The 17717-nt window shown below is 56.3% G+C and carries 16 protein-coding genes and 1 pseudogene; 9 read left to right on the top strand and 8 right to left on the bottom strand.

Annotated elements, in window-relative coordinates:
• The first annotated feature begins 53 nt into the window (after nucleotides 1–53).
• A complete protein-coding gene (locus QE435_RS24945; protein WP_349043185.1) occupies nucleotides 54–1154 on the top strand; it encodes an HWE histidine kinase domain-containing protein in 1101 nt (366 codons plus the stop codon).
• Between the two features lie 387 nt (nucleotides 1155–1541).
• Nucleotides 1542–2636 carry a GSU2403 family nucleotidyltransferase fold protein gene (locus tag QE435_RS24940; RefSeq protein WP_349043216.1) on the top strand — a complete coding sequence of 365 codons (1095 nt, stop codon included), beginning with the start codon at nucleotides 1542–1544 and terminating at the stop codon, nucleotides 2634–2636.
• Between the two features lie 170 nt (nucleotides 2637–2806).
• Here the strand turns inward: QE435_RS24940 and QE435_RS24935 are convergent, their stop codons facing one another.
• From QE435_RS24935 to QE435_RS24905, 7 genes are all read right to left on the bottom strand, one after another.
• Nucleotides 2807–3595: an ATP-binding cassette domain-containing protein gene (locus QE435_RS24935; RefSeq protein ID WP_349043184.1), complete on the bottom strand. Its 789-nt coding sequence runs from the start codon at nucleotides 3593–3595 to the stop codon at nucleotides 2807–2809.
• Nucleotides 3592–4272, bottom strand: a complete 681-nt coding sequence (gene fhuF / locus QE435_RS24930; protein ID WP_349043183.1) for a siderophore-iron reductase FhuF — start codon at nucleotides 4270–4272, stop codon at nucleotides 3592–3594. The genes QE435_RS24935 and fhuF overlap by 4 nt, the downstream gene beginning before the upstream one ends.
• On the bottom strand, nucleotides 4272–6221 hold the full coding sequence (gene fhuB / locus QE435_RS24925) for a Fe(3+)-hydroxamate ABC transporter permease FhuB (protein WP_349043182.1): 1950 nt from the start codon (nucleotides 6219–6221) through the stop codon (nucleotides 4272–4274). Before fhuB ends, fhuF begins: the two co-directional genes overlap by 1 nt.
• Entirely contained in the window at nucleotides 6218–7033 is an 816-nt protein-coding gene (locus QE435_RS24920; RefSeq protein WP_349043181.1) for an ABC transporter substrate-binding protein, read from the bottom strand. The genes fhuB and QE435_RS24920 overlap by 4 nt, the downstream gene beginning before the upstream one ends.
• Before the next feature lie 71 nt (nucleotides 7034–7104).
• On the bottom strand, nucleotides 7105–9558 hold the full coding sequence (locus QE435_RS24915; protein ID WP_349043180.1) for a TonB-dependent siderophore receptor: 2454 nt from the start codon (nucleotides 9556–9558) through the stop codon (nucleotides 7105–7107).
• A gap of 182 nt (nucleotides 9559–9740) precedes the next feature.
• Nucleotides 9741–10481, bottom strand: coding sequence for a FecR domain-containing protein (locus QE435_RS24910; RefSeq protein WP_349043179.1), 741 nt, complete (start codon nucleotides 10479–10481; stop codon nucleotides 9741–9743).
• Nucleotides 10482–10789: 308 nt separating this feature from the next.
• On the bottom strand, nucleotides 10790–11293 hold the full coding sequence (locus tag QE435_RS24905) for a sigma-70 family RNA polymerase sigma factor (RefSeq protein ID WP_349043178.1): 504 nt from the start codon (nucleotides 11291–11293) through the stop codon (nucleotides 10790–10792).
• Nucleotides 11294–11748: 455 nt separating this feature from the next.
• Here QE435_RS24905 and QE435_RS24900 point away from each other — a divergent pair, with 455 nt between their 5' ends.
• The 6 genes and pseudogenes from QE435_RS24900 to QE435_RS24875 all read left to right on the top strand — a co-directional run bounded on the left by QE435_RS24900 (nucleotide 11749) and on the right by QE435_RS24875 (nucleotide 15626).
• Nucleotides 11749–12156 carry a transposase gene (locus tag QE435_RS24900; RefSeq protein ID WP_349043177.1) on the top strand — a complete coding sequence of 136 codons (408 nt, stop codon included), beginning with the start codon at nucleotides 11749–11751 and terminating at the stop codon, nucleotides 12154–12156.
• Nucleotides 12153–12326: pseudogene (gene tnpB, locus QE435_RS24895) on the top strand (IS66 family insertion sequence element accessory protein TnpB); the annotation flags it as partial. The gene QE435_RS24900 and the pseudogene tnpB (QE435_RS24895), both read left to right, overlap by 4 nt.
• Before the next feature lies 1 nt (nucleotide 12327).
• Complete coding sequence (gene tnpB, locus QE435_RS24890) at nucleotides 12328–12501, top strand: IS66 family insertion sequence element accessory protein TnpB (protein WP_349043215.1); 174 nt, start codon at nucleotides 12328–12330, stop codon at nucleotides 12499–12501.
• Between the two features lie 45 nt (nucleotides 12502–12546).
• Entirely contained in the window at nucleotides 12547–14202 is a 1656-nt protein-coding gene (locus tag QE435_RS24885; RefSeq protein ID WP_349043176.1) for an IS66 family transposase, read from the top strand.
• 520 nt (nucleotides 14203–14722) lie between these two features.
• Nucleotides 14723–15427 (top strand): Crp/Fnr family transcriptional regulator, encoded by a 705-nt coding sequence (locus tag QE435_RS24880; RefSeq protein WP_349043175.1) that lies wholly within the window; start codon nucleotides 14723–14725, stop codon nucleotides 15425–15427.
• A gap of 85 nt (nucleotides 15428–15512) precedes the next feature.
• Nucleotides 15513–15626: a hypothetical protein gene (locus QE435_RS24875; protein WP_349043214.1), complete on the top strand. Its 114-nt coding sequence runs from the start codon at nucleotides 15513–15515 to the stop codon at nucleotides 15624–15626.
• 115 nt (nucleotides 15627–15741) lie between these two features.
• Here the strand turns inward: QE435_RS24875 and QE435_RS24870 are convergent, their stop codons facing one another.
• The gene (locus QE435_RS24870; protein ID WP_349043174.1) at nucleotides 15742–16674 is read right to left on the bottom strand and encodes an NADP-dependent oxidoreductase; all 933 of its coding nucleotides are present in this window, start codon (nucleotides 16672–16674) and stop codon (nucleotides 15742–15744) included.
• Between the two features lie 116 nt (nucleotides 16675–16790).
• Between QE435_RS24870 and QE435_RS24865 the strand changes: the two genes are divergently transcribed.
• Nucleotides 16791–17537: a helix-turn-helix transcriptional regulator gene (locus QE435_RS24865; RefSeq protein ID WP_349043173.1), complete on the top strand. Its 747-nt coding sequence runs from the start codon at nucleotides 16791–16793 to the stop codon at nucleotides 17535–17537.
• Nucleotides 17538–17717: the final 180 nt, after the last annotated feature.

Below are 17717 nucleotides of genomic sequence, written 5' to 3'. Positions count from 1 at the left end.
CGAATGTACTGATTCAATAGCAAGTAGCGACGAAGCAATACCAGATCCCTCTGATGAAGCGACAACACGTCTTCCTTTGTCCGGCCGCCATGGGCGAAACTAGCCAATTTGCGAAAGCGCGGTCGCTTACCGCGCACCTTCAGGATTTGGTTACAAAACACAGGTCTAAATCTTTTCGTTGGACTCTTGGGGCTGCCCTCTTTGCCATAGCGCTCATTGTAAGATTGGCAGTCCAGGAGCGATTGCCGCCAGGTTTCCCCTTTCTCACGTTTTTTCCCGCAGTGATTATCACAACACTGATCTGCGGCCTTTGGCCCGGCATTGTGAGCGCGGTCATGAGCGGTTTGGCTTCGTGGTATTTCTTTATCCCACCGGCTTACACGCTAGAGCTTACCCCTGGGTCCATCTTGGCCCTACTATTTTATGCCTTCATCGTCAGCGTTGACATCTTCATCATCCACACGATTAGCGTCACAGCAATATCTTTGCGGCAGGAGCGGCATGCGCTGGCGTTGCTGGCAGCCAAAAAAGAGCAGGAAAACGTTCAACTTCTCGCGAACGACGCTTACCAAAAGGAAATGAGCCTCGAGCTAGCGCATCGTATGAATAATCAGCTTGCTATCGTACAAGCAATTATCTCTCAGACCGTACGTTCTGCTAGGGATCTGTCTACGCTGCCTGAGACGCTGAACGGCCGCATTGGTGTATTGGCGCGCGCGCATGATATCCTTATTCATGGTTTGCAAAGCCATTCTTTAGTAGGGACTATCGTGAAAGACTGCTTGGCTCTTTACGACAGCAATAGGGTGGAGATCGACGGCCCGTTGGTCGAGATTGGCCCGCGCTCATCAATCTCTCTGTCGCTAATGTTGCACGAGCTCGGAACAAATGCTGCAAAGTATGGCGCTCTTTCACAGGCCGAGGGCACAGTTTCCGTTGGTTGGGCTTTATCAAGGGGCCACGACCCGGTATTTGAAATCAATTGGCAAGAAGTTGGCGGACCGACAGTACGGGAGCCGACGAGGCGGGGCGCCGGATCTCGCCTGATCCTGGCTGGTCTTGGGCCTAGCGGTACCGTTGCGCTGAACTATCATTCCTATGGTGTCAATTGTAGAGCAACACTTCCTCTGCGTGAATTACGGCAGCAAGGGTAATTATCGTGTTATCCTGACAATTACTTCCGAGTAAATTTTGAATTGTCAGAACTCCGTTTGACGGAAGCGGGTGTCGTCCCGAAGGTACTTAACACATGCTTGAGATTAGGCAGCGACACGTCCAAACAAGAGTGAAATCTCACATTGCCGATGGTTGCTGGGAAGCTCTAAGCGTTTAAACTTTAGGGACGGATAATGACACATAGCTCCTTCATCGCGCTGGGCTCTCGAAAGAATATAGCGCCTTTTCTGCGAGGTAGTTTATTCTGACGGCTCTGGAACAAGGTGTCTGCGACTCGAGGCGACAGGATCGAGTTCCGTCTTGTGACGGATCCACTTGAGCGTTATACTGTTTTTGTAAAACAGTATAACCTCGGAATCGAGCTTATGAAGTCAGTTGATCTCATGTACCAAACTATGCTCGCCGAGCTAGGTCAGCGCTCGCTCGACGCTGCATGGACGGCCGATTTCCCTCCGGAGGGTCGATTCACCCCGGCGAACATCAAGGGACGGAAGTATTGGTATTTCGACATCCCGGATGGACACGGTGGTACGAAACGTCGCTATGTTGGTCCTGCTGACGATCCGGATATAGCGCAGCGCGTATCTGATCATAAGCGGGACAAGGACGATCTACGCGCTCGCAGGCGCCTAGTGAACACCCTGACCCGTGAAGGCGGGATGATATCCCCCGACGCAATGTCAGGCGATATCGTTGAAGCTTTAGCCAATGGGGGTCTCTTTCGACTTCGTGGCGTTCTCATCGGCACGGTGGCCTTTCAATGCTATTCAGGGCTACTAGGCGTGCGCCTTCCCACGGCCGCCATACTGACCGGCGATGCGGACATCGCGCAAGATTACGCTATCAGTCGAGAGGTTGAGGGTAGTCTGCCTCCGATCTTGGAATTGCTGCAGGACGTCGACGCCAGTTTCCGGCCCGTTCCACATAGATCGGGATCAGCGGCTTCGTCGGCATTTCAGAATGCCGACGGCTACAGGGTGGAATTCTTGACATCGAACCGAGGCTCGGACGACTACATCGATCAGCCGGCGAAGATGCCCGCCCTCGGCGGCGCCAGCGCGGATCCACTACGCTTTCTCGATTTTCTCATCAGGGAACCCGTAAGGACAATACTGCTCCATCGAAGCGGCATCCCAGTCGTTGTCCCCGATCCAACCAGATATGCGGTCCACAAGCTCATAGTCGCCAGCCGCCGCCACACTGACGGTCAGGGGCCGGCGAAGCGTGAGAAGGACCTTCGCCAAGCCGCGCTGCTTTTTGAAGCGCTGCAGCAGACGAGGCGATCTGCCGACTTGGCCCTCATATACAACGAAGCATGGGAGTGCGGGCCGGCATGGCAACAAGCTATTCGAACCGGGGTGGGGATGCTGCCGGCACCAGATGCGGACCGGTTCAAGACGGTCCTAATCGACGGCGCGAAGAAAAACCGCGAAGATATTGAACTTCCGTTTGGCGAATAGATCGCCGCCGCGTTGAACGCCAGGTTGCTGATTGCGTTTGAAGTGGCGCGGACAAATAAGGTGCCAAGGGTTCAATTCTGTTCAAGAGCTCGTGTTTTTTCGACGCGCATTCGCCGATTGGAGCACAAGCTCCCTCAGTCTTAACGTATCGAGGAGCGACTTTGCCGTGTTTACTGAGGGACAGCGATTAATCGACCTGTCTGTTGATGTTCCAAAACATCCATCGCAAGGCCGTATATTTTCTGCAATGCTTCCGAAATCATAAGTGTCTTTGGAGTGCCTTGGAAGATCATCTCGCCGGAGTGAAGCGCTATGATGTTGTCGCAGAACCGAGCGGCCATGTTGACGTCATGTAAGACAACGACGATGCCTAAGCCGTTTTCACGCGACAATTTGTGGATGAGAGAAAGCACCTCGATCTGATGCGCGATGTCGAGGGCCGAGATCGGCTCATCTAGCAGCAAGCACTCTGTATCCTGAGCCACAAGCATGGCAAGCCACGCGCGCTGTCTCTCTCCGCCAGAAAGGGTATCCACGAGGCGGTCGACGAGAGAGTCAAGGCCGGTCAAAGTGATCGCTTCGTCCGTCTTCTGCGTGTCTTCTCGGCTAAATCGACCCAGCGCTCCATGCCATGGATACCGCCCGAGTGAGACGAGTTCGCGAACCGTCATTCCGGCAGCAGGGGGGAGGTGCTGCGCCAAATAGGCCATCTTACGCGCCAGCGACCGGTTGCCCCACGCGCCGAGACTGCGTCCGTCCAACTCGATGCTGCCCGTGGTTGGAGCCAACTGGCGTGCCATCAGCTTCAAAAGAGTCGATTTTCCTGAGCCATTGTGACCAATCAGTCCGACAACTTGGCCGCTCAGCGGTATCTCCAGCGTCAATGGCGCCAGAATCTGACGCCCATCGACTTGAACAGCCGTTTGACAAAAAGAAAAGGTGGATTCTCGTCTGCTCAAGGTCGGGTCCTCATCTTTCGTTCCGGGCAAAGACTGCCGCAACTTTCTACACCCGGAACGCGGTCTCGGAGGCAACACACTTTACGACGTCGCACGCGTTTACCGTCTTCTTCGACGTAGCGAATGGCGTCTGTCATCGGGCTGGGCAGTTGCGGTCGTGTGGCTTGACCGGAAAGCCGCCCCATTATCCACTCCAGATAATGGGCCGCGTTGGCCCAAAAGACCTTCCGCGACAGTCCGCTCCATCCTGCAAGGGCTTCGATCATCGGTGCCAGATGTGTGGATGTTAGTAGCGACGCGGCGTTCTCCCCGCTTTCTGTTGCAAAGGCTGAAGGAAGCCGCACGGCGACAGGCTCACCATCGCTATCGAGAACAACGACAGCACTATCGATGTCAGCTTTCAAAGCTCTCCCACCAATCATCGCTAACGCGATAAATGGAATAATGACAGTCCCGAAGTATTTCTGCGACCATAGTGAGACCAGATACCGGTTAGGCTCGATGTCGAAGCGGCCTGCAAATCTTGTGACATAGATTTTAAGCGCATCGCCACTTAACAACTGCGCAGATGGCACAACCAGGCGGCACTCTGTGCCATAGGAAAGTCTGGCCCTGATCGGCTCGAGCTCGCCGGGCAAAGATGATAACAGGTCCTCAGGAGTGCGTGGGCTGTTCATCATTGCTTCCGAGATAGGAGCCAGAGGAAATATGGCCCGCCGATCAGCGCCGCGAGGACACCCGCCGGAATCTCATAGGGGAAGTGAACGCTGCGCCCGAGCCAATCTGCGCCAGTCATCAATCCGGCCCCTATTGCGGCGGCGCATAAGGTGCGGTGGACAGGGTTCGGTCGAGTTGTCATCGCCGCGATGTGAGGGGCGACCAATCCGACAAAACTCAATGGGCCGACAATAAGAGTCGCAGCAGCGGTAAGGACAGCAGCTAGGGATAGCAGACACGTCCGGGACAATCGTGGCGAAAGGCCTAATTCACGTGCCGCATGATCTCCGAGTGGCAGTATTCGGAGCCATCGCCCACAAAGGGGGAGGAGGGGGAGCGCGAAAAATACGATGCCTAGACCAGCGATCGCAGTGATTGCATTCGCGCGGTAGGTTGGCCCCATAGACCATGCAAGGACGTAGACTGCGCGCGGATCCCCGCTGGCCAGCAAGAGCGTAATGAGCGTAGCGGCAAAGGTACCGATCGCTGCACCTACAAGAAGAACTGGCCCGGGTGCATGAGAGGATGTGCGGGTGAGCATCATCATGAGGAGAAACGCAGCGAGAGCACCACTCACTCCTCCCAGCAGCATGACAAGCGGGGAAAACGTACCTGCCACGAAGAGGCTTGCGATGATGCCGAGCGCGGCTCCCGATGTTACTCCAAGACCTTCTGGGCTCGCGAGGGGATTTGCCGTGATAGCCTGCATGATCGCACCGGCGACCGCCAGCATAGCGCCAGCCGAAGCTGCCGCAACAACTCTTGGCCAACGTCCGGAAAACAACTCCTCCCAAGCAAGGTTATCTATGAAGAGCCGTTCGGTCAGGGAGAAGGCGACCATTCCTAGAAACAGGATCGTTGCCAACGAGAGGACGAGATATGGTCGACGGCGCGGGATGACGCGCGTCGCTTGCGTCTCTACTGGAGCCGAGCTTGCCGACATGTCTTTAACAAGAAAAAGCAACAGGATTGCGCCAAAGAATGCCGTTGCGGTTCCCGTTGGCACTTCGGCCATGTACCGCGTCATGACGAGCACAGATCCATCTGCGAGAAGCAGGATCGCCCCACCCACAATTGGTGCCCAGAGGAGTTGTTGGGAAAAGGTTCTCGCGCCGGAGAGTCGTGTCAGGTGAGGTGCTGCGAGGCCTATGAAGGCGATAACGCCCACCCGGGCCACAACGAACGCGGCTAAAATGGAAGCCAGAAATAAGGCTGCAAGTCTCAGCGTTTTGACAGGTACACCTAGACTGCGTACGCTCGCGTCATCTAGCCCAGCGATCGTTAGTGGGCGGACCAGGAGCAGAAGCAGCGGCAGGCAAATCAGCAAACGCAAGGCGAGTGCTGACGCGTTGGAAAAGTCGTTCTGGACGAGAGAGCCGCTTGCCCAAATGAAAACGGAGCGAAGGTATTCATGGTTGAACAGCGTCAGGACAACCGACGCCGTTCCGGCAAATGAGCTGATGATCATGCCGGCCAAGAGCATGGTCGTGAGTGAGAAGTGACTTCTAGAAGCCAGCAGTATCACAAGCGCGAGCGTGATGAGCGCACCGGAGATGGCCGCCAGCTCAATCGACCAAATCGCAACGGCGGGCGATGCCAGGGTGGTAAGCGTAACGGCAAGTTGCGCCCCCGAGAGCAGCCCCAAGGTGGTGGGTTCTGCGAGCGGGTTCTTGAGAACCTGTTGAAAAACGACCCCGGAGAGTGACAAGGCCGCCCCGGCAACGAGGGCGACGAAGAAGCGCGGAAAAAGGGCGAAGCGCAAATAGGTTTCCCCGAAGTTTCCCGGCTCCGGATGCCGCATGGCCGGCACTATTCGGAGCAACGAAACATGGTCACTATATCCGGCGATGGTCAAAGCCAAAGCGGGTATAGCGAGGAGTGCGAAGAGAAGGAGGGGGCGCTTAGTCATGCGTTCTCGAGCGCCTTTCCGAGGATCGTTGCAAAACGCATAGCCGATGGCAGCCCACCAAATACCCAGGTCGGAGGGATGCTTAACACCCGGTTTGCGCGAACGGCGGGGATGGCTCTCCACAGGTCACTGTCGACGAGCGCTGCCGGCGGTCCTGGCTCTAAGATAACCAACCGAGCCTGAGCGTTCATGGCAATTGCATCGAGACCCGCGGTGGAGAAGCCCCATGAATTGCTGCTTCCAGTCCATGCATTTGATAGGCCTAGCCGTCCGATCACGTCGTGAAACAAGCTTCCGGCGCCGTATATGTCGAGGATACGCTCATCTGCGAATTTGACGATCAGCAACGGCAACCCGTCATAAGAGCGCAGGCGCTGGCGGACGTCTGAAAGTTTCTGATTAAAGCCGGCAATATACTCGTCGGCTGTCCTATCTTGCGAAACGCGAGTGGCGATGGTTCGCATACCCGCCTCGGCAAGCTGCAGCGGGTGACGCTGTGGCGTAAATAAGGGTAGGGAGAGCGTCGGTGCGATCGCCTCCAGAGAGGTTGCCTGTACGCCATAACCGGTTTGGGTGATGATCAGGTCTGGGCGCAGCGACTTGAGCAGCTCGATATTGGGCCAGGAGCGCAAACCGAGATCGATGACGCTAGACGGGAGCTCGGGTGTGATCACCCTTTCCCTGTAAAGTGCTGTTTCCGTCGCAGCAGAAGGACTTACGTTGAGGGCCAGCAGTGTTTCTGCCCACGCCCAGTCGAGTGCGGCTATCTTAGGCGCGGACGCGTCCGCGTTAGCGAGCGTATGCGTCGCCAAGAACGTGAGGATCCCGGCGGAAAAAGTCCGCCGGGACAAAGGATGATTTGAACGATTTTTCACGGACGGTGTCACCAGCTGTACTTCAGCGTTCCATAGACCGTGCGCCCTTCGCCCCAGTAGCAGCCAGTATCCCCGATGCAGGAGGAGACATATTTCTTGTCGAAGAGGTTGCTCACATTGATCGAGGCCTTGAGGCCTTCCAGCTTGGGATCTGCCTTGCCGAAGTCATATCTAAGGGCAGCATCGAATAGGGTGTATCCGGGGACGTCGAACTTATTGGCGTTGTCGCCATAGGTTTGGCCAACATAACGGGCGCCGCCACCGAAGCTCAAACCGCCCCAGGCATCGTCGGATTGCACATGGTAATCCAGCCATAGCGCCGCCTGATGCTCTGGCACGAAAGCAAGGCGCTTGCCTTGGTTACTGCTCGGGTTGACGGCAGCGGGATTCGGATTGTCACGCGTGATTTGGCTTTCTGTGTAGGCATAGGAGGAAATGACGGAGAATGCATCGTTGATTTCCGCCTTACCCTCAAGCTCAAGACCCCGTACGCGCACCTCGCCAGTTTGAACACGACCACCGGGGTGCGCACGGTCCGGGTCTGGGGTGAGCGCATTTTGTTGCGTCAATTGATATGCTGACAACGAAACAAAGCTATTCATGCCTTCTGGCTGATACCTCAGGCCCACTTCGAACTGCTCGCCGGTGGTGGGATTAAATGGGACGCCGTCCCAGGTCGTGCCGCTCGCTGGATTGAACGACGTGGAGTAACCCGCATAGGGCGAAAAGCCGTTGTCGAAGTTGTAGACGAGCCCGGTCCGCCATGTGAACTTTCCGTCGTTTTGGTCTACGCTAGTGTCTGCGCTTCTGGTTCGGTTTCGGGTTTCAGTATTTGCCCAGTCATATCGGCCTCCGATAGAAAACACCGCCTTGCCCCACTCAATCTGATCTTGGGCATAAAAGCCCGTCTGCGAGCGGTCCTGATCTATGCGAAGGTTTACCGGTGGCCGGGAGATAGGGGTTACGCCGTAGACCGGATCGTAGACGTTGAAGGGGGTAGGTATCAGTGAAAGCGCCGATTCTTCGAAACGGCTGTTCTCAAAGGAATAGTCCAGCCCAAAGATCGCAGTGTGCGAAGCCTCCTCAGTCGAGAAATGGGCGATCGCTTGGTTGTCGACCGTGAAGAGGCGGGAGCTCTCCGGGAAAGCCCATGCGTAGCGCGAGAGCGCCGCAGGGTTGCAAGACGCAGGCGATAGGCAATAGGCTTGAACGCGCTGTGTGTCTGTGTCGACGTATCCGTGCCGCAGGTTCTGTTTGAAAGTCCAGGTCTCATCGAATTCGTGGCTGAATTCATAGCCAATGAAAGCTTGCTCAAGCTGGAATCTATCGTAACCGGGCTCGCCGAGAAAAGCGTTTCGCGGTAATTCAGGGTAAACATTCGTGTAGAGCGTGCCATTGGCCGTGAGGGCAGGCGCGCCTCCGCCGCCAGGGGAATCGACGTTCTGGTACTCGCCGAGAATGGTCAGCGAGGTTCCTTCATCGGGTTTGAAGGTCAAAGATGGCGCGATGTATCCCTTTCGCTCCTCGACGTAATTGTATTGCGTGTCGCTTAGGCGACCGACGCCGAGCAGGCGGTAGAGGAGCGCTCCGTCTTCATCGAGTTTTCCTCCGAAGTCGAAAGCTGCTTGGATGCGATCATGGCTGCCATACTGGAGTTCGACCTCCCGGATTTCCTCGTCGCGGGGACGTTTGCTCACCATGTTCAGCATACCGCCTGGAAGACCTTGGCCATACATGACGGATGCCGGTCCCTTCAGAACCTCGGCCCTCTCCAGGCCATAAGGCTCTATCTTCGGCTGCGAGTATCCACGAACACCAAATGGAAGCCGCAATCCGTCAAGGTACCGACCGGGCACGAAGCCGCGGACGGTCAACCAGTCGTGGCGAACGTCGGTGTCGGAATACTGGGCGACAACGCCTGGTGTATAGCGCAAGACCTGTGTTACCGTGGCAGCACCCTGTACTTCCATCTGATCTCGCGTCACCACATTAACGGCCTGAGGTGTATTCTTCAGTGGTGTGTCGGTCTTGGTTCCCGTGGCGCTCTGCGTTGCAACGATGCCTTTTACCGGACCGGACGCGCTTTCCCCCTGTATAACGATTGGATCGAGTTGCGTCGCTCCGTTGGCGGTAAGATTGCCTGTGCCTGACGCCGCGGTCGCAATCGCCACCGTTGTGGCATTCGGAAATGAATAGGTGAGGCCAGAGCCTGCCAGAACGGCAGCTAGAGCTTGCTCGAGTGTTGCAGCGCCGGAAAAGCCAGGCGATGTCTTTCCTGTCGCTGCGGCTGACAGGTATGTTACTTGAATGCCTGCTTGCCGACCGAGGGCCGTTAGCGCGCGATGCATGGGGCCGGCTGGCACGGAAAAGGATGTTTGGGCGCGGCTCTGGGCTGCAGCTCGGCCATGTGTTGCCAGCACAACAGTGCCGACTGTCGTTGAGACCAAAAGAGCAGTCGCCAACGCTCTACTCGTGCTGTTCAAAACTCTACGACTTCCGTGCCCCATTGCCTCTAAACCTTTCAACTCTGCAACATGTGTGCAGGGACAGGTTGTGAATGAGCATCAACGAATTTCTGTCCCTGAGACTGTTACAGTCGGGCGCTGGAAATTTTCACTATTTCGCTCAAGTTTTTTTGTCGCCGTCATAGAGGCGAGATCACCGTGATCAACGATGTGATACGGCGTACGCGTGCGCCTGTCGGATGAACCACCGCCTCAAGCGTCCGCAATGGGTTGTTGAGATCAAAAACCCCGCTGACACGTTGGCTGCCAATAGACCGGTCTGCGAAGACGATGCGTCCAGGGAGCCAGCGACCGATCCGTGCGACAAGAGTGTCGACAGTTTCCTCGTTGGCGATGATCAGATTGTCTCGCCACTCCGCGATCTGGCCGCTTTCGCGACGACCGCGATCAACTCGCCCTGAGGCGGGATGCATGGTAACCCACTGTCCTTTTTCAAGCTGGATGGAGGCTCCAAGGGCTGCGTTGGAGGTCTGCACATCGACAATTCCATGGTCGACGGCGACCGTAACGCTGCTTGTGTCGTTCGACACGTCAAAGGCGGTGCCCCGCGCCGTGACACGCACATTTGCGGCCAGAACTGAAAACGGTCGCCGTGCATCTTTGGCAACTTCGAAGAAGCACATGCCAGCCAGCAGATCGACGTCGCGCCTTTCGTCACTGAAGTTCACGGCGAGAGCGCTCTCTGGACCAAGCGTCGCAGCGCTACCGTCGGGAAGGGTGGTTCGACGAATTTCTCCCTTGCCGGTCATGTGGTCCGCCAAGGCCGACGTCAGGAAGTGTGTATTCAGGGAATAGGCGGCCGAGCCAAGGCCGAGGACTGCGACGCCACTGACGATAAGATTGCGGCGAGTGATACCCAAGCTCTCACTCCGCTCTTTTCGTCGCTGTTCATTCAAGATTGCGCCTGATGCATCGTGGGCCAATGTGACGCGATTCCAAATCTGCTCATGCTGTGGACTACGAGTTCGCCAACTCCGGATCAAGTCATCAGAAACCGGATTGTCCGGATCATTTTGTTTCCGAATGATCAGATCTATTGCTTCATTAAGCAATCGTTCCGGATTTGATGTCGTCTCGGTCATCTGCTCTCTTCCAGAAGTGTCCCCATTTGAGCCACCTCAGATGGCCTTTCAATTCATACCGCGAGCTTCCACGTCGAAAGCGTGGATCAGGATCGGTCCACATTGAGGACAAGATGACGATACGCGTCACGGATTAACGACCACGCACGCGTGCTCGAAATTCCGAGCTCTTCGGCTATTTCCGCTATCGTTCTTTCCCCCAGCCGATGCATTTCAAACGCTTGACGAGTTCTTTCCGGCAATTCGGACAACGCCTTGTTGGTTTGCCACAAGCATTGGCGAGAATAAATGATGCTCTCTTGAGAAGGTGATGGATCGGCAATGTTGAGTGCTTCTGCATCATCGAGAGGTACCGTTGAAACCAGTGCCTCCCTTCGATTGTGATTGATGCCAAGGTTTCGAACCGCCCTGTAAAGATAGGCACATGGGTTGTGGCTCTCTGTATGTTCCTCCGGGGGCTTAGCGATCACGCGAAGGAACGCGTCCTGCGTGAGATCCGCTGCGGTCTCTGGATTAAAACCCTTGCGCTGGAGCGACCTCGACATTCCATTCGCATGACGTCGAAACAGATCTTGAATGTCCCAGCTCAATTCCAGCCAGCCTCTTGTGATGATCCTTTGTCATCAATGAAGCTTCTGCCATGTTGGAAACTTTTGACTGCCTGTCGTAAGTTGAATGGTGTGTGCAAGGGAGGAAACTCTTAGTAGCGGTTGGCGCAATTAACATGTGTATAAAGCTCATGTTAAACTCCCCATAGATGGCCGAGCAAGCCTAAAGTTTTCGTATTGCTAGTGAGACCAGTTGGTGGGCGAGGCATCTCAGCGCTTAGACAGTCTTGCCTATCGCTTGTATTAAGAGCGCTTGGTGTATTGGCTTGCTGCAGCTTCTTGGAGGCCACTATGTCAACGATGATTGTTTCTCTTCCTAATCCTGCTCTGATCCCCAGAAACCCGGGGCGGTTTAAAACGTAAGCGCACGGTGAAGGCCGTCTTGCGATGACGGCCTGCTGACTGCCAGTCCTAGTGGTAACACCAGGAGTAATCATATGACGAAGCATCCAATTGAGGTGATCACGTCCGTAGAGCGCCGTCGGCGCTGGTCACGCGAAGACAAAGAGCGCCTCGTCGCTGCCTGCTTTGAGCCAGACGCGGTGATCTCCGAGATTGCCCGCGCAGCCGGCATTCATGTCAGTCAACTCTTTCGCTGGCGAAAGGAGCTTTGCCGGATCGAGGAGCCAAGGTCGGACACGGCGACTTTGGTGCCGGTAATCGTGTCCGAGGCCGCTTCGTTAGCCTCTCCCGTTCAACCGGAACCGCCCACTACATCCCATCCTCGTCGGAAGCGCAGCGATGTAACGATCGAGCTCGGCCGGGGCCGTCGGGTTCGCGTGGATAGCGATATCGACACGGATGCGCTTGGCCGGATTCTCGATTGCGTATTGGGTCTGCGATGATCCCGGTTCCGAGTGGCGTGAGGGTCTGGCTGGCCACGGGCCATACCGATATGCGCAAGGGCTTCCCCGGTCTGTCGTTGATGGTGCAGGAGACGCTGAAGCGCGATCCGATGTGCGGTCATCTGTTCGTATTCCGCGGCCGCGGTGGTGGCTTGATCAAGGTCATCTGGCATGACGGCCAGGGAGCCTGTCTGTTTTACGAAGAAGCTGGAGCGCGGTCGTTTCATCTGGCCATCAGCGGTCGATGGCACGGTGGTGATCACGCCTGCGCAGCTCGGTTACCTGTTGGAGGGTATCGACTGGCGGATGCCGCAAAAAACCTGGCGGCCGACGTCGGCCGGATGAGCAAAAACACTGGAACGACGGGGTCGAATATGATTCCATTCTGTCATGAGCAATACGACCGAAGAGCTTCCGGATGACCTTGCCAGTGCCCTTGCACTGCTGGCCCAGGAACGCGCTCGACGCGTTGCAGCCGAAGCAGAAGCGGCAACCGCCAAGGCAGAAGCCGCCAGCGCAAAGGCACTTGTATCGCATTCCGAGGCGCTGATCGCGCGGCTGAAGCTGGAGATCGACAAGGTTCGCCGTGAACTCTACGGCAGCCGGTCCGAGCGTAAGGCGCGGCTCCTTGAGCAGATGGAACTGCAACTCGAGGAGCTCGAAGCAGACGCCAGTGAAGATGAATTGGTCGCGGAAATCGCCGCCAAAGCCTCAGCCGTCAAAGCTTTCGAGCGCAAGCGCCCATCACGCAAGCCCTTTCCCGAACACCTGCCGCGTGAACGCGTCGTTATTGCCGCTCCCGCGAATTGCGCCTGCTGCGGATCGACCAAACTGTCGAAGCTTGGCGAGGACATCACCGAGACCCTGGAGGTCGTCCCGCGCCAGCGAAAGGTTATCCAGACGGTGCGGGAGAAGTTTACCTGCCGCGAGTGTGAGAAGATCACGCAGCCGCCGGCACCATTCCACGTAACACCCCGCGGTTTTGCAGGACCGAACCTGCTGGCGATGATCCTGTTCGAGAAGTTTGCCCAGCACCAGCCGCTCAATCGTCAGAGCGAACGCTACGCCCGCGAGGGCGTCGACATCAGCTTGTCGACGCTGGCCGATCAGGTTGGAGCATGCGCCGCGGCGCTGAAGCCCATTCACTCTCTGATCGAAGCGCATGTCCTTGTTGCCGAACGTCTGCATGGTGACGACACGACCGTGCCAATCCTGGCAAAGGGAAAGACTGATACGGACCGCATCTGGACCTATGTCCGGGACGATCGACCGTTCGGAGGGCTCTCACCGCCGGCCGCCCTTTACTATGCCTCGCGCGATCGACGGCTGGAACATCCGGAACGCCACCTGAAGACCTTCACCGGCATTCTGCAGGCGGATGCCTATGGCGGCTACAATCCGCTGTTCAGGGTTGATCGCGATCCCGGTCCGCTGACGCAGGCACTCTGCTGGGCGCACTCGCGGCGCAAATTCTTTGTGCTCGCCGACATTGCCGCGAACGCCAAGCGTGGAAAGAACGCCGCGCCGATCTCGCCTGTGGCGCTCGAAGCCATCAAACGGATCGACGGCCTGTTCGATATCGAGCGGGAGATCAACGGGCTTACGGCCGACCAACGCCTGGAACGTCGCCATAAGGAAAGTCTGCCGCTCGTCGACGATTTGCAGGCCTGGCTTCAAACCGAGCGGTCAAAGCTGTCACGCAGTTCTCCGGTCGCGGAGGCGATCGACTACATGCTCAAGCGCTGGGATGGCTTCACGTCATTCTTGGAGGATGGCAGAATTTGCCTCACGAACAACGCCGCGGAGCGAGCCCTGCGAGGCTTCGCACTCGGCAGAAAATCGTGGCTCTTCGCCGGATCGGATCGTGGTGCTGACCGTGCCGCCTTCATGGCCACCCTGATCATGACGGCAAAGCTCAACGACATCGATCCGCAGGCATGGCTTGCCCACGTTCTTGCCCGCATCGCGGACACCCCAATCACCAAGCTGGAGCAACTGCTTCCTTGGAATTGGACACCGCCGACCATCAACGCTCAAGCGGCCTGACCTGCGGCCTTCACCGGAGGCTTACTTTAAAACCGCCGAGGCTATAATCGCAACCGGATGAAACTTTAGTGGCAAGTCATCCTGTACGAATCCCTCCCTTCAAGGCACATCTTATCGTCTACATGGCCCGAGAGATTGGAGAGGTTTTTCTCGTCTGTGAGCCACGAAATGAATGTGTTGCAGCGTGGCAATTTACGCGTCGACATGGACGAGATTAGTAGTCTTCATCCAAAACGGTGCGGGGGTCGAAAACGAGTGATGCAGACAGCCAGGCCTAACGTGGCGTGTCTCAATGCGTACAGAAAGGTATTGCTAGCCTTTTGGGTTCGACGCCCTCGGGGGGGTATGGTAGTATTCATGGTCGTCCGTAGATTGTCGAGGCGCGGGACGAAGGTTCGAACTGCTCTTGCTCTTTCGGAAATGAGCTATGACCCACTTTCCCTATTCTCATCCTCAGAACCAACTGCTGACTCTTTTACCCGCACATTCAAGGTAGCGGCTTTTTGCAGAGCTCGAAAGCGTGTCGCTGCCGAAAGATTATCGGATTACTTCCAGAGGCGAGCCTATAGAAAACGTGTATTTCCTCAATTCCGGAATCATCTCTGTGCATGTCCCTTCTGCACGGTCCGATAACTTCGTGGTTGGTATGATCGGATATGAGGGGCTCGCACCTTGGACATTCACAAATCGTGCTGCTTGTAGCCCTTTCGATATGGTAATGCACTTTCCGGGTGACGGTTTTAGAATTAAATTGACTAATTTCATGAGCGCGGTGGAGGATGATCCTGTCATTGCAGACGTCGTGAGGCGCTTCTCATCGGTATTCCAATTGCAGATGGCTTACGCAGCTCAGTCAAATGCTGTCGACACGGTTGACATCCGTTTGGCTCGATGGCTCCTGATGTGCCGCGACCGGATCTGGGGAAGCGATATCAAAGTAACCCACGAAATTCTCGGGCAAACACTAGCTCTTCGTCGCCCAAGTATCACTACTGCTTTTCATAGCTTAGAAGGAAGACATCTGGTCCGTTCCTCAAGGGGCGTTTTCTCTATTCGCGATCGGAGGGCGCTGAAGAAGTTCGTAGGACGGTCTTACGGCGCACCTGAACGCGAATACTTCAGCCTTGTGAACGACTATTTAATAGGCGAAAGCGAGCACGCGGCTGCTTACGCCCGGCTCTCGGAGTTCGGCGCGGGCTCTGATACGGTAGACAGGTCTCGCTAAAAGAGGCCACACATAAATGCCCTCATGCCGGATTTATCCGGATCGTCATGATGACGGAGCAGAGGATTGAGCGACTACTGCCTCGCTGATTGAGAACTGCGAACTAAATGCCCTCGATTCGCTAACCTACGTGAGGGCCATGCTCACTGCCATCGTTAAGGGCTACAAGAAAAGTCGGGTCGAATATTTGTTGAGGTAGGACTATCTGACCTGGCGAAGCAATTATGCCGGTGACCGCAGCGGATACGAAACAACTATCGGCAACGTGCAAAGACTGCCAAGCTCGATTTTTAAGGACGCCTCGCAAACCGATATCATTTATAAGAATCTTTGCTTGGGATCTGCAGAACGATCTTACCGCGGGTACGGCCCCCCTCGGAGAGATCAAGTGCCTCCTTGATGCTGGCAAGAGGCAACACTGTCGCCACATTAGCTTTTAGTTTGCCGGCTTCAGCAAATTTGCGGATGGAGGCAAGCTGTTTGGCATTCGGCTTGCAATAGAGCCGTCCGACACCAACACCGAACTTGCTCGCTTCATCCTTAGGGAAGGCCACCGCAGTGACCAGAAAACCGCCCTTTTTGAGGGTTAAGAATGCCCGATCAAAGGTCTCGCCGCCGACCGTGTCGAAGACGACGTCCATATCATGCGCTACGTCCTCGAAACGCTGCTGTCTATAATCGATGAATTCGTCTGCGCCGAGACCGCGGATATAGGCTTCGTTAGGGGCAGAACCCATGGCGGAAACATGCGCGCCCACGGTTTTCGCGAGTTGAACGGCGAGGGAACCGACGCCGCCCGTGCTGCTGGTGATCAACAGACGCTGGCCATCGGAGAGGTTGGCAAGGTCGAACATTGCCTGCCATGCCGTTAGGGCTCCAAGCGGAAGCGCTGCAGCCTGGACGAAATCGAGATTGAAAGGCTTGCGGGCCAGGTCGCCAGCACTGGCAATAGCGTATTCTGCGAACCCTCCCGTAGGTAAAATGCCATACACCGCATCGCCAACTTTAAAGTCGCTTACGCCATCTCCGAGTTCCTCAATGGTACCTGCTATCTCACCTCCTAGGTGTATGGGGAACGACATGCCCAGGCGCTGCCCAAGCCCATCTCGGATTTTCCAATCTACTGGATTAACCCCCGCCGCATAGACTTTGATCAGAGCCTCGCCAGCCCGGGGGATCGGGCGGTCGATGTCGGTATATGCGACCACGTCGTTGTTGCCGTAGGCGTTGATGACAACCGCTTTCATTCCTCGTTCCTATCTGCTCGCTCAGCTTCTGTGTTTGATCGACCTTCGATCCAACCTATGATATCTCGACCTCTCGGCGACGTGACGCCAATCCGCATCGCTCAGAGGCCAATCCGATGTCCACAGTTCCTTTCACTATGCGCCGTGGTCGCAAGCAGCGCGGCAAGGGCATACCAACCCACTCTCATGAAGAAGCGCAACTAACCTTCGCCGCATCCGGCATGGTTCAGGTGCAAACAGAGGCAGGCCGCTGGCTCGTGCCGCCACAGTTGGCCGTCTGGATACCCGCTGGGGTTCCGCACCGGGTTGAAGTGCTGACCGATTCAGAGCTTTGGATGGTGGATTGGTCCCCGTCCGCGGCACAGGCCTGGGCACCGCCGACGCAACTTGACCGACCATTCACGCTGCGGGTTACACCGCTGATGCATGCCCTCCTTGAGGCGGCATTCTCGGCCAACATCGGATCGGGTAAGGCCGAACTTGTTGCGAGGCTGATGCTCCACGAACTGACTGAAACGGCTCATGCGCCGACCTTCTTGCCCCTGCCGACAGGCTTGATCGGGCGGCGCGTTGCCGATCTCGCCTTCGAAGACCGTCAGAACAGGCTGCACATCAACGACTTGGCGTCACGTGCCGCGACCTCGGTCCGGACCGTGAGCCGACTTTTTCCAGCAGAAACAGGGCTGACGCTGAAGGCCTGGCGACAGCGTGCACGGATCGTGCAAGCGATGGACGGGTTAGCAAGAGGGAACTCAATTGCCCGCGTTGCTGCAGAGTTCGGTTTTGCCAGTACGGCTTCGTTCTCATGTGCGTTCCGTCAGGTCACAGACATGACACCATCAATGTTTCTCGCCGACGTGTGAGCGAGACAACGCTTTCTCTTCAACTCGGGACTCGACACATCTTCGACATCGGATCTCAGAGCCGTTGCCGCACTAGTACCAGATCAGTCCGACTCACGTCTTCCAAAGTCTGACGTCCCTATCGGTATGTCCGGAACCAGTGGCCGCCGGTCCGGTATTAATACAATCGCATGTCCCTAC

Source organism: Agrobacterium sp. SORGH_AS 787, assembly GCF_030819035.1.
In the GTDB taxonomy this organism is placed as follows: domain Bacteria; phylum Pseudomonadota; class Alphaproteobacteria; order Rhizobiales; family Rhizobiaceae; genus Agrobacterium; species Agrobacterium larrymoorei_B.
Note: the sequence above shows the minus strand (reverse complement) of the source record. Positions and strands in the feature narration are given on the sequence as shown.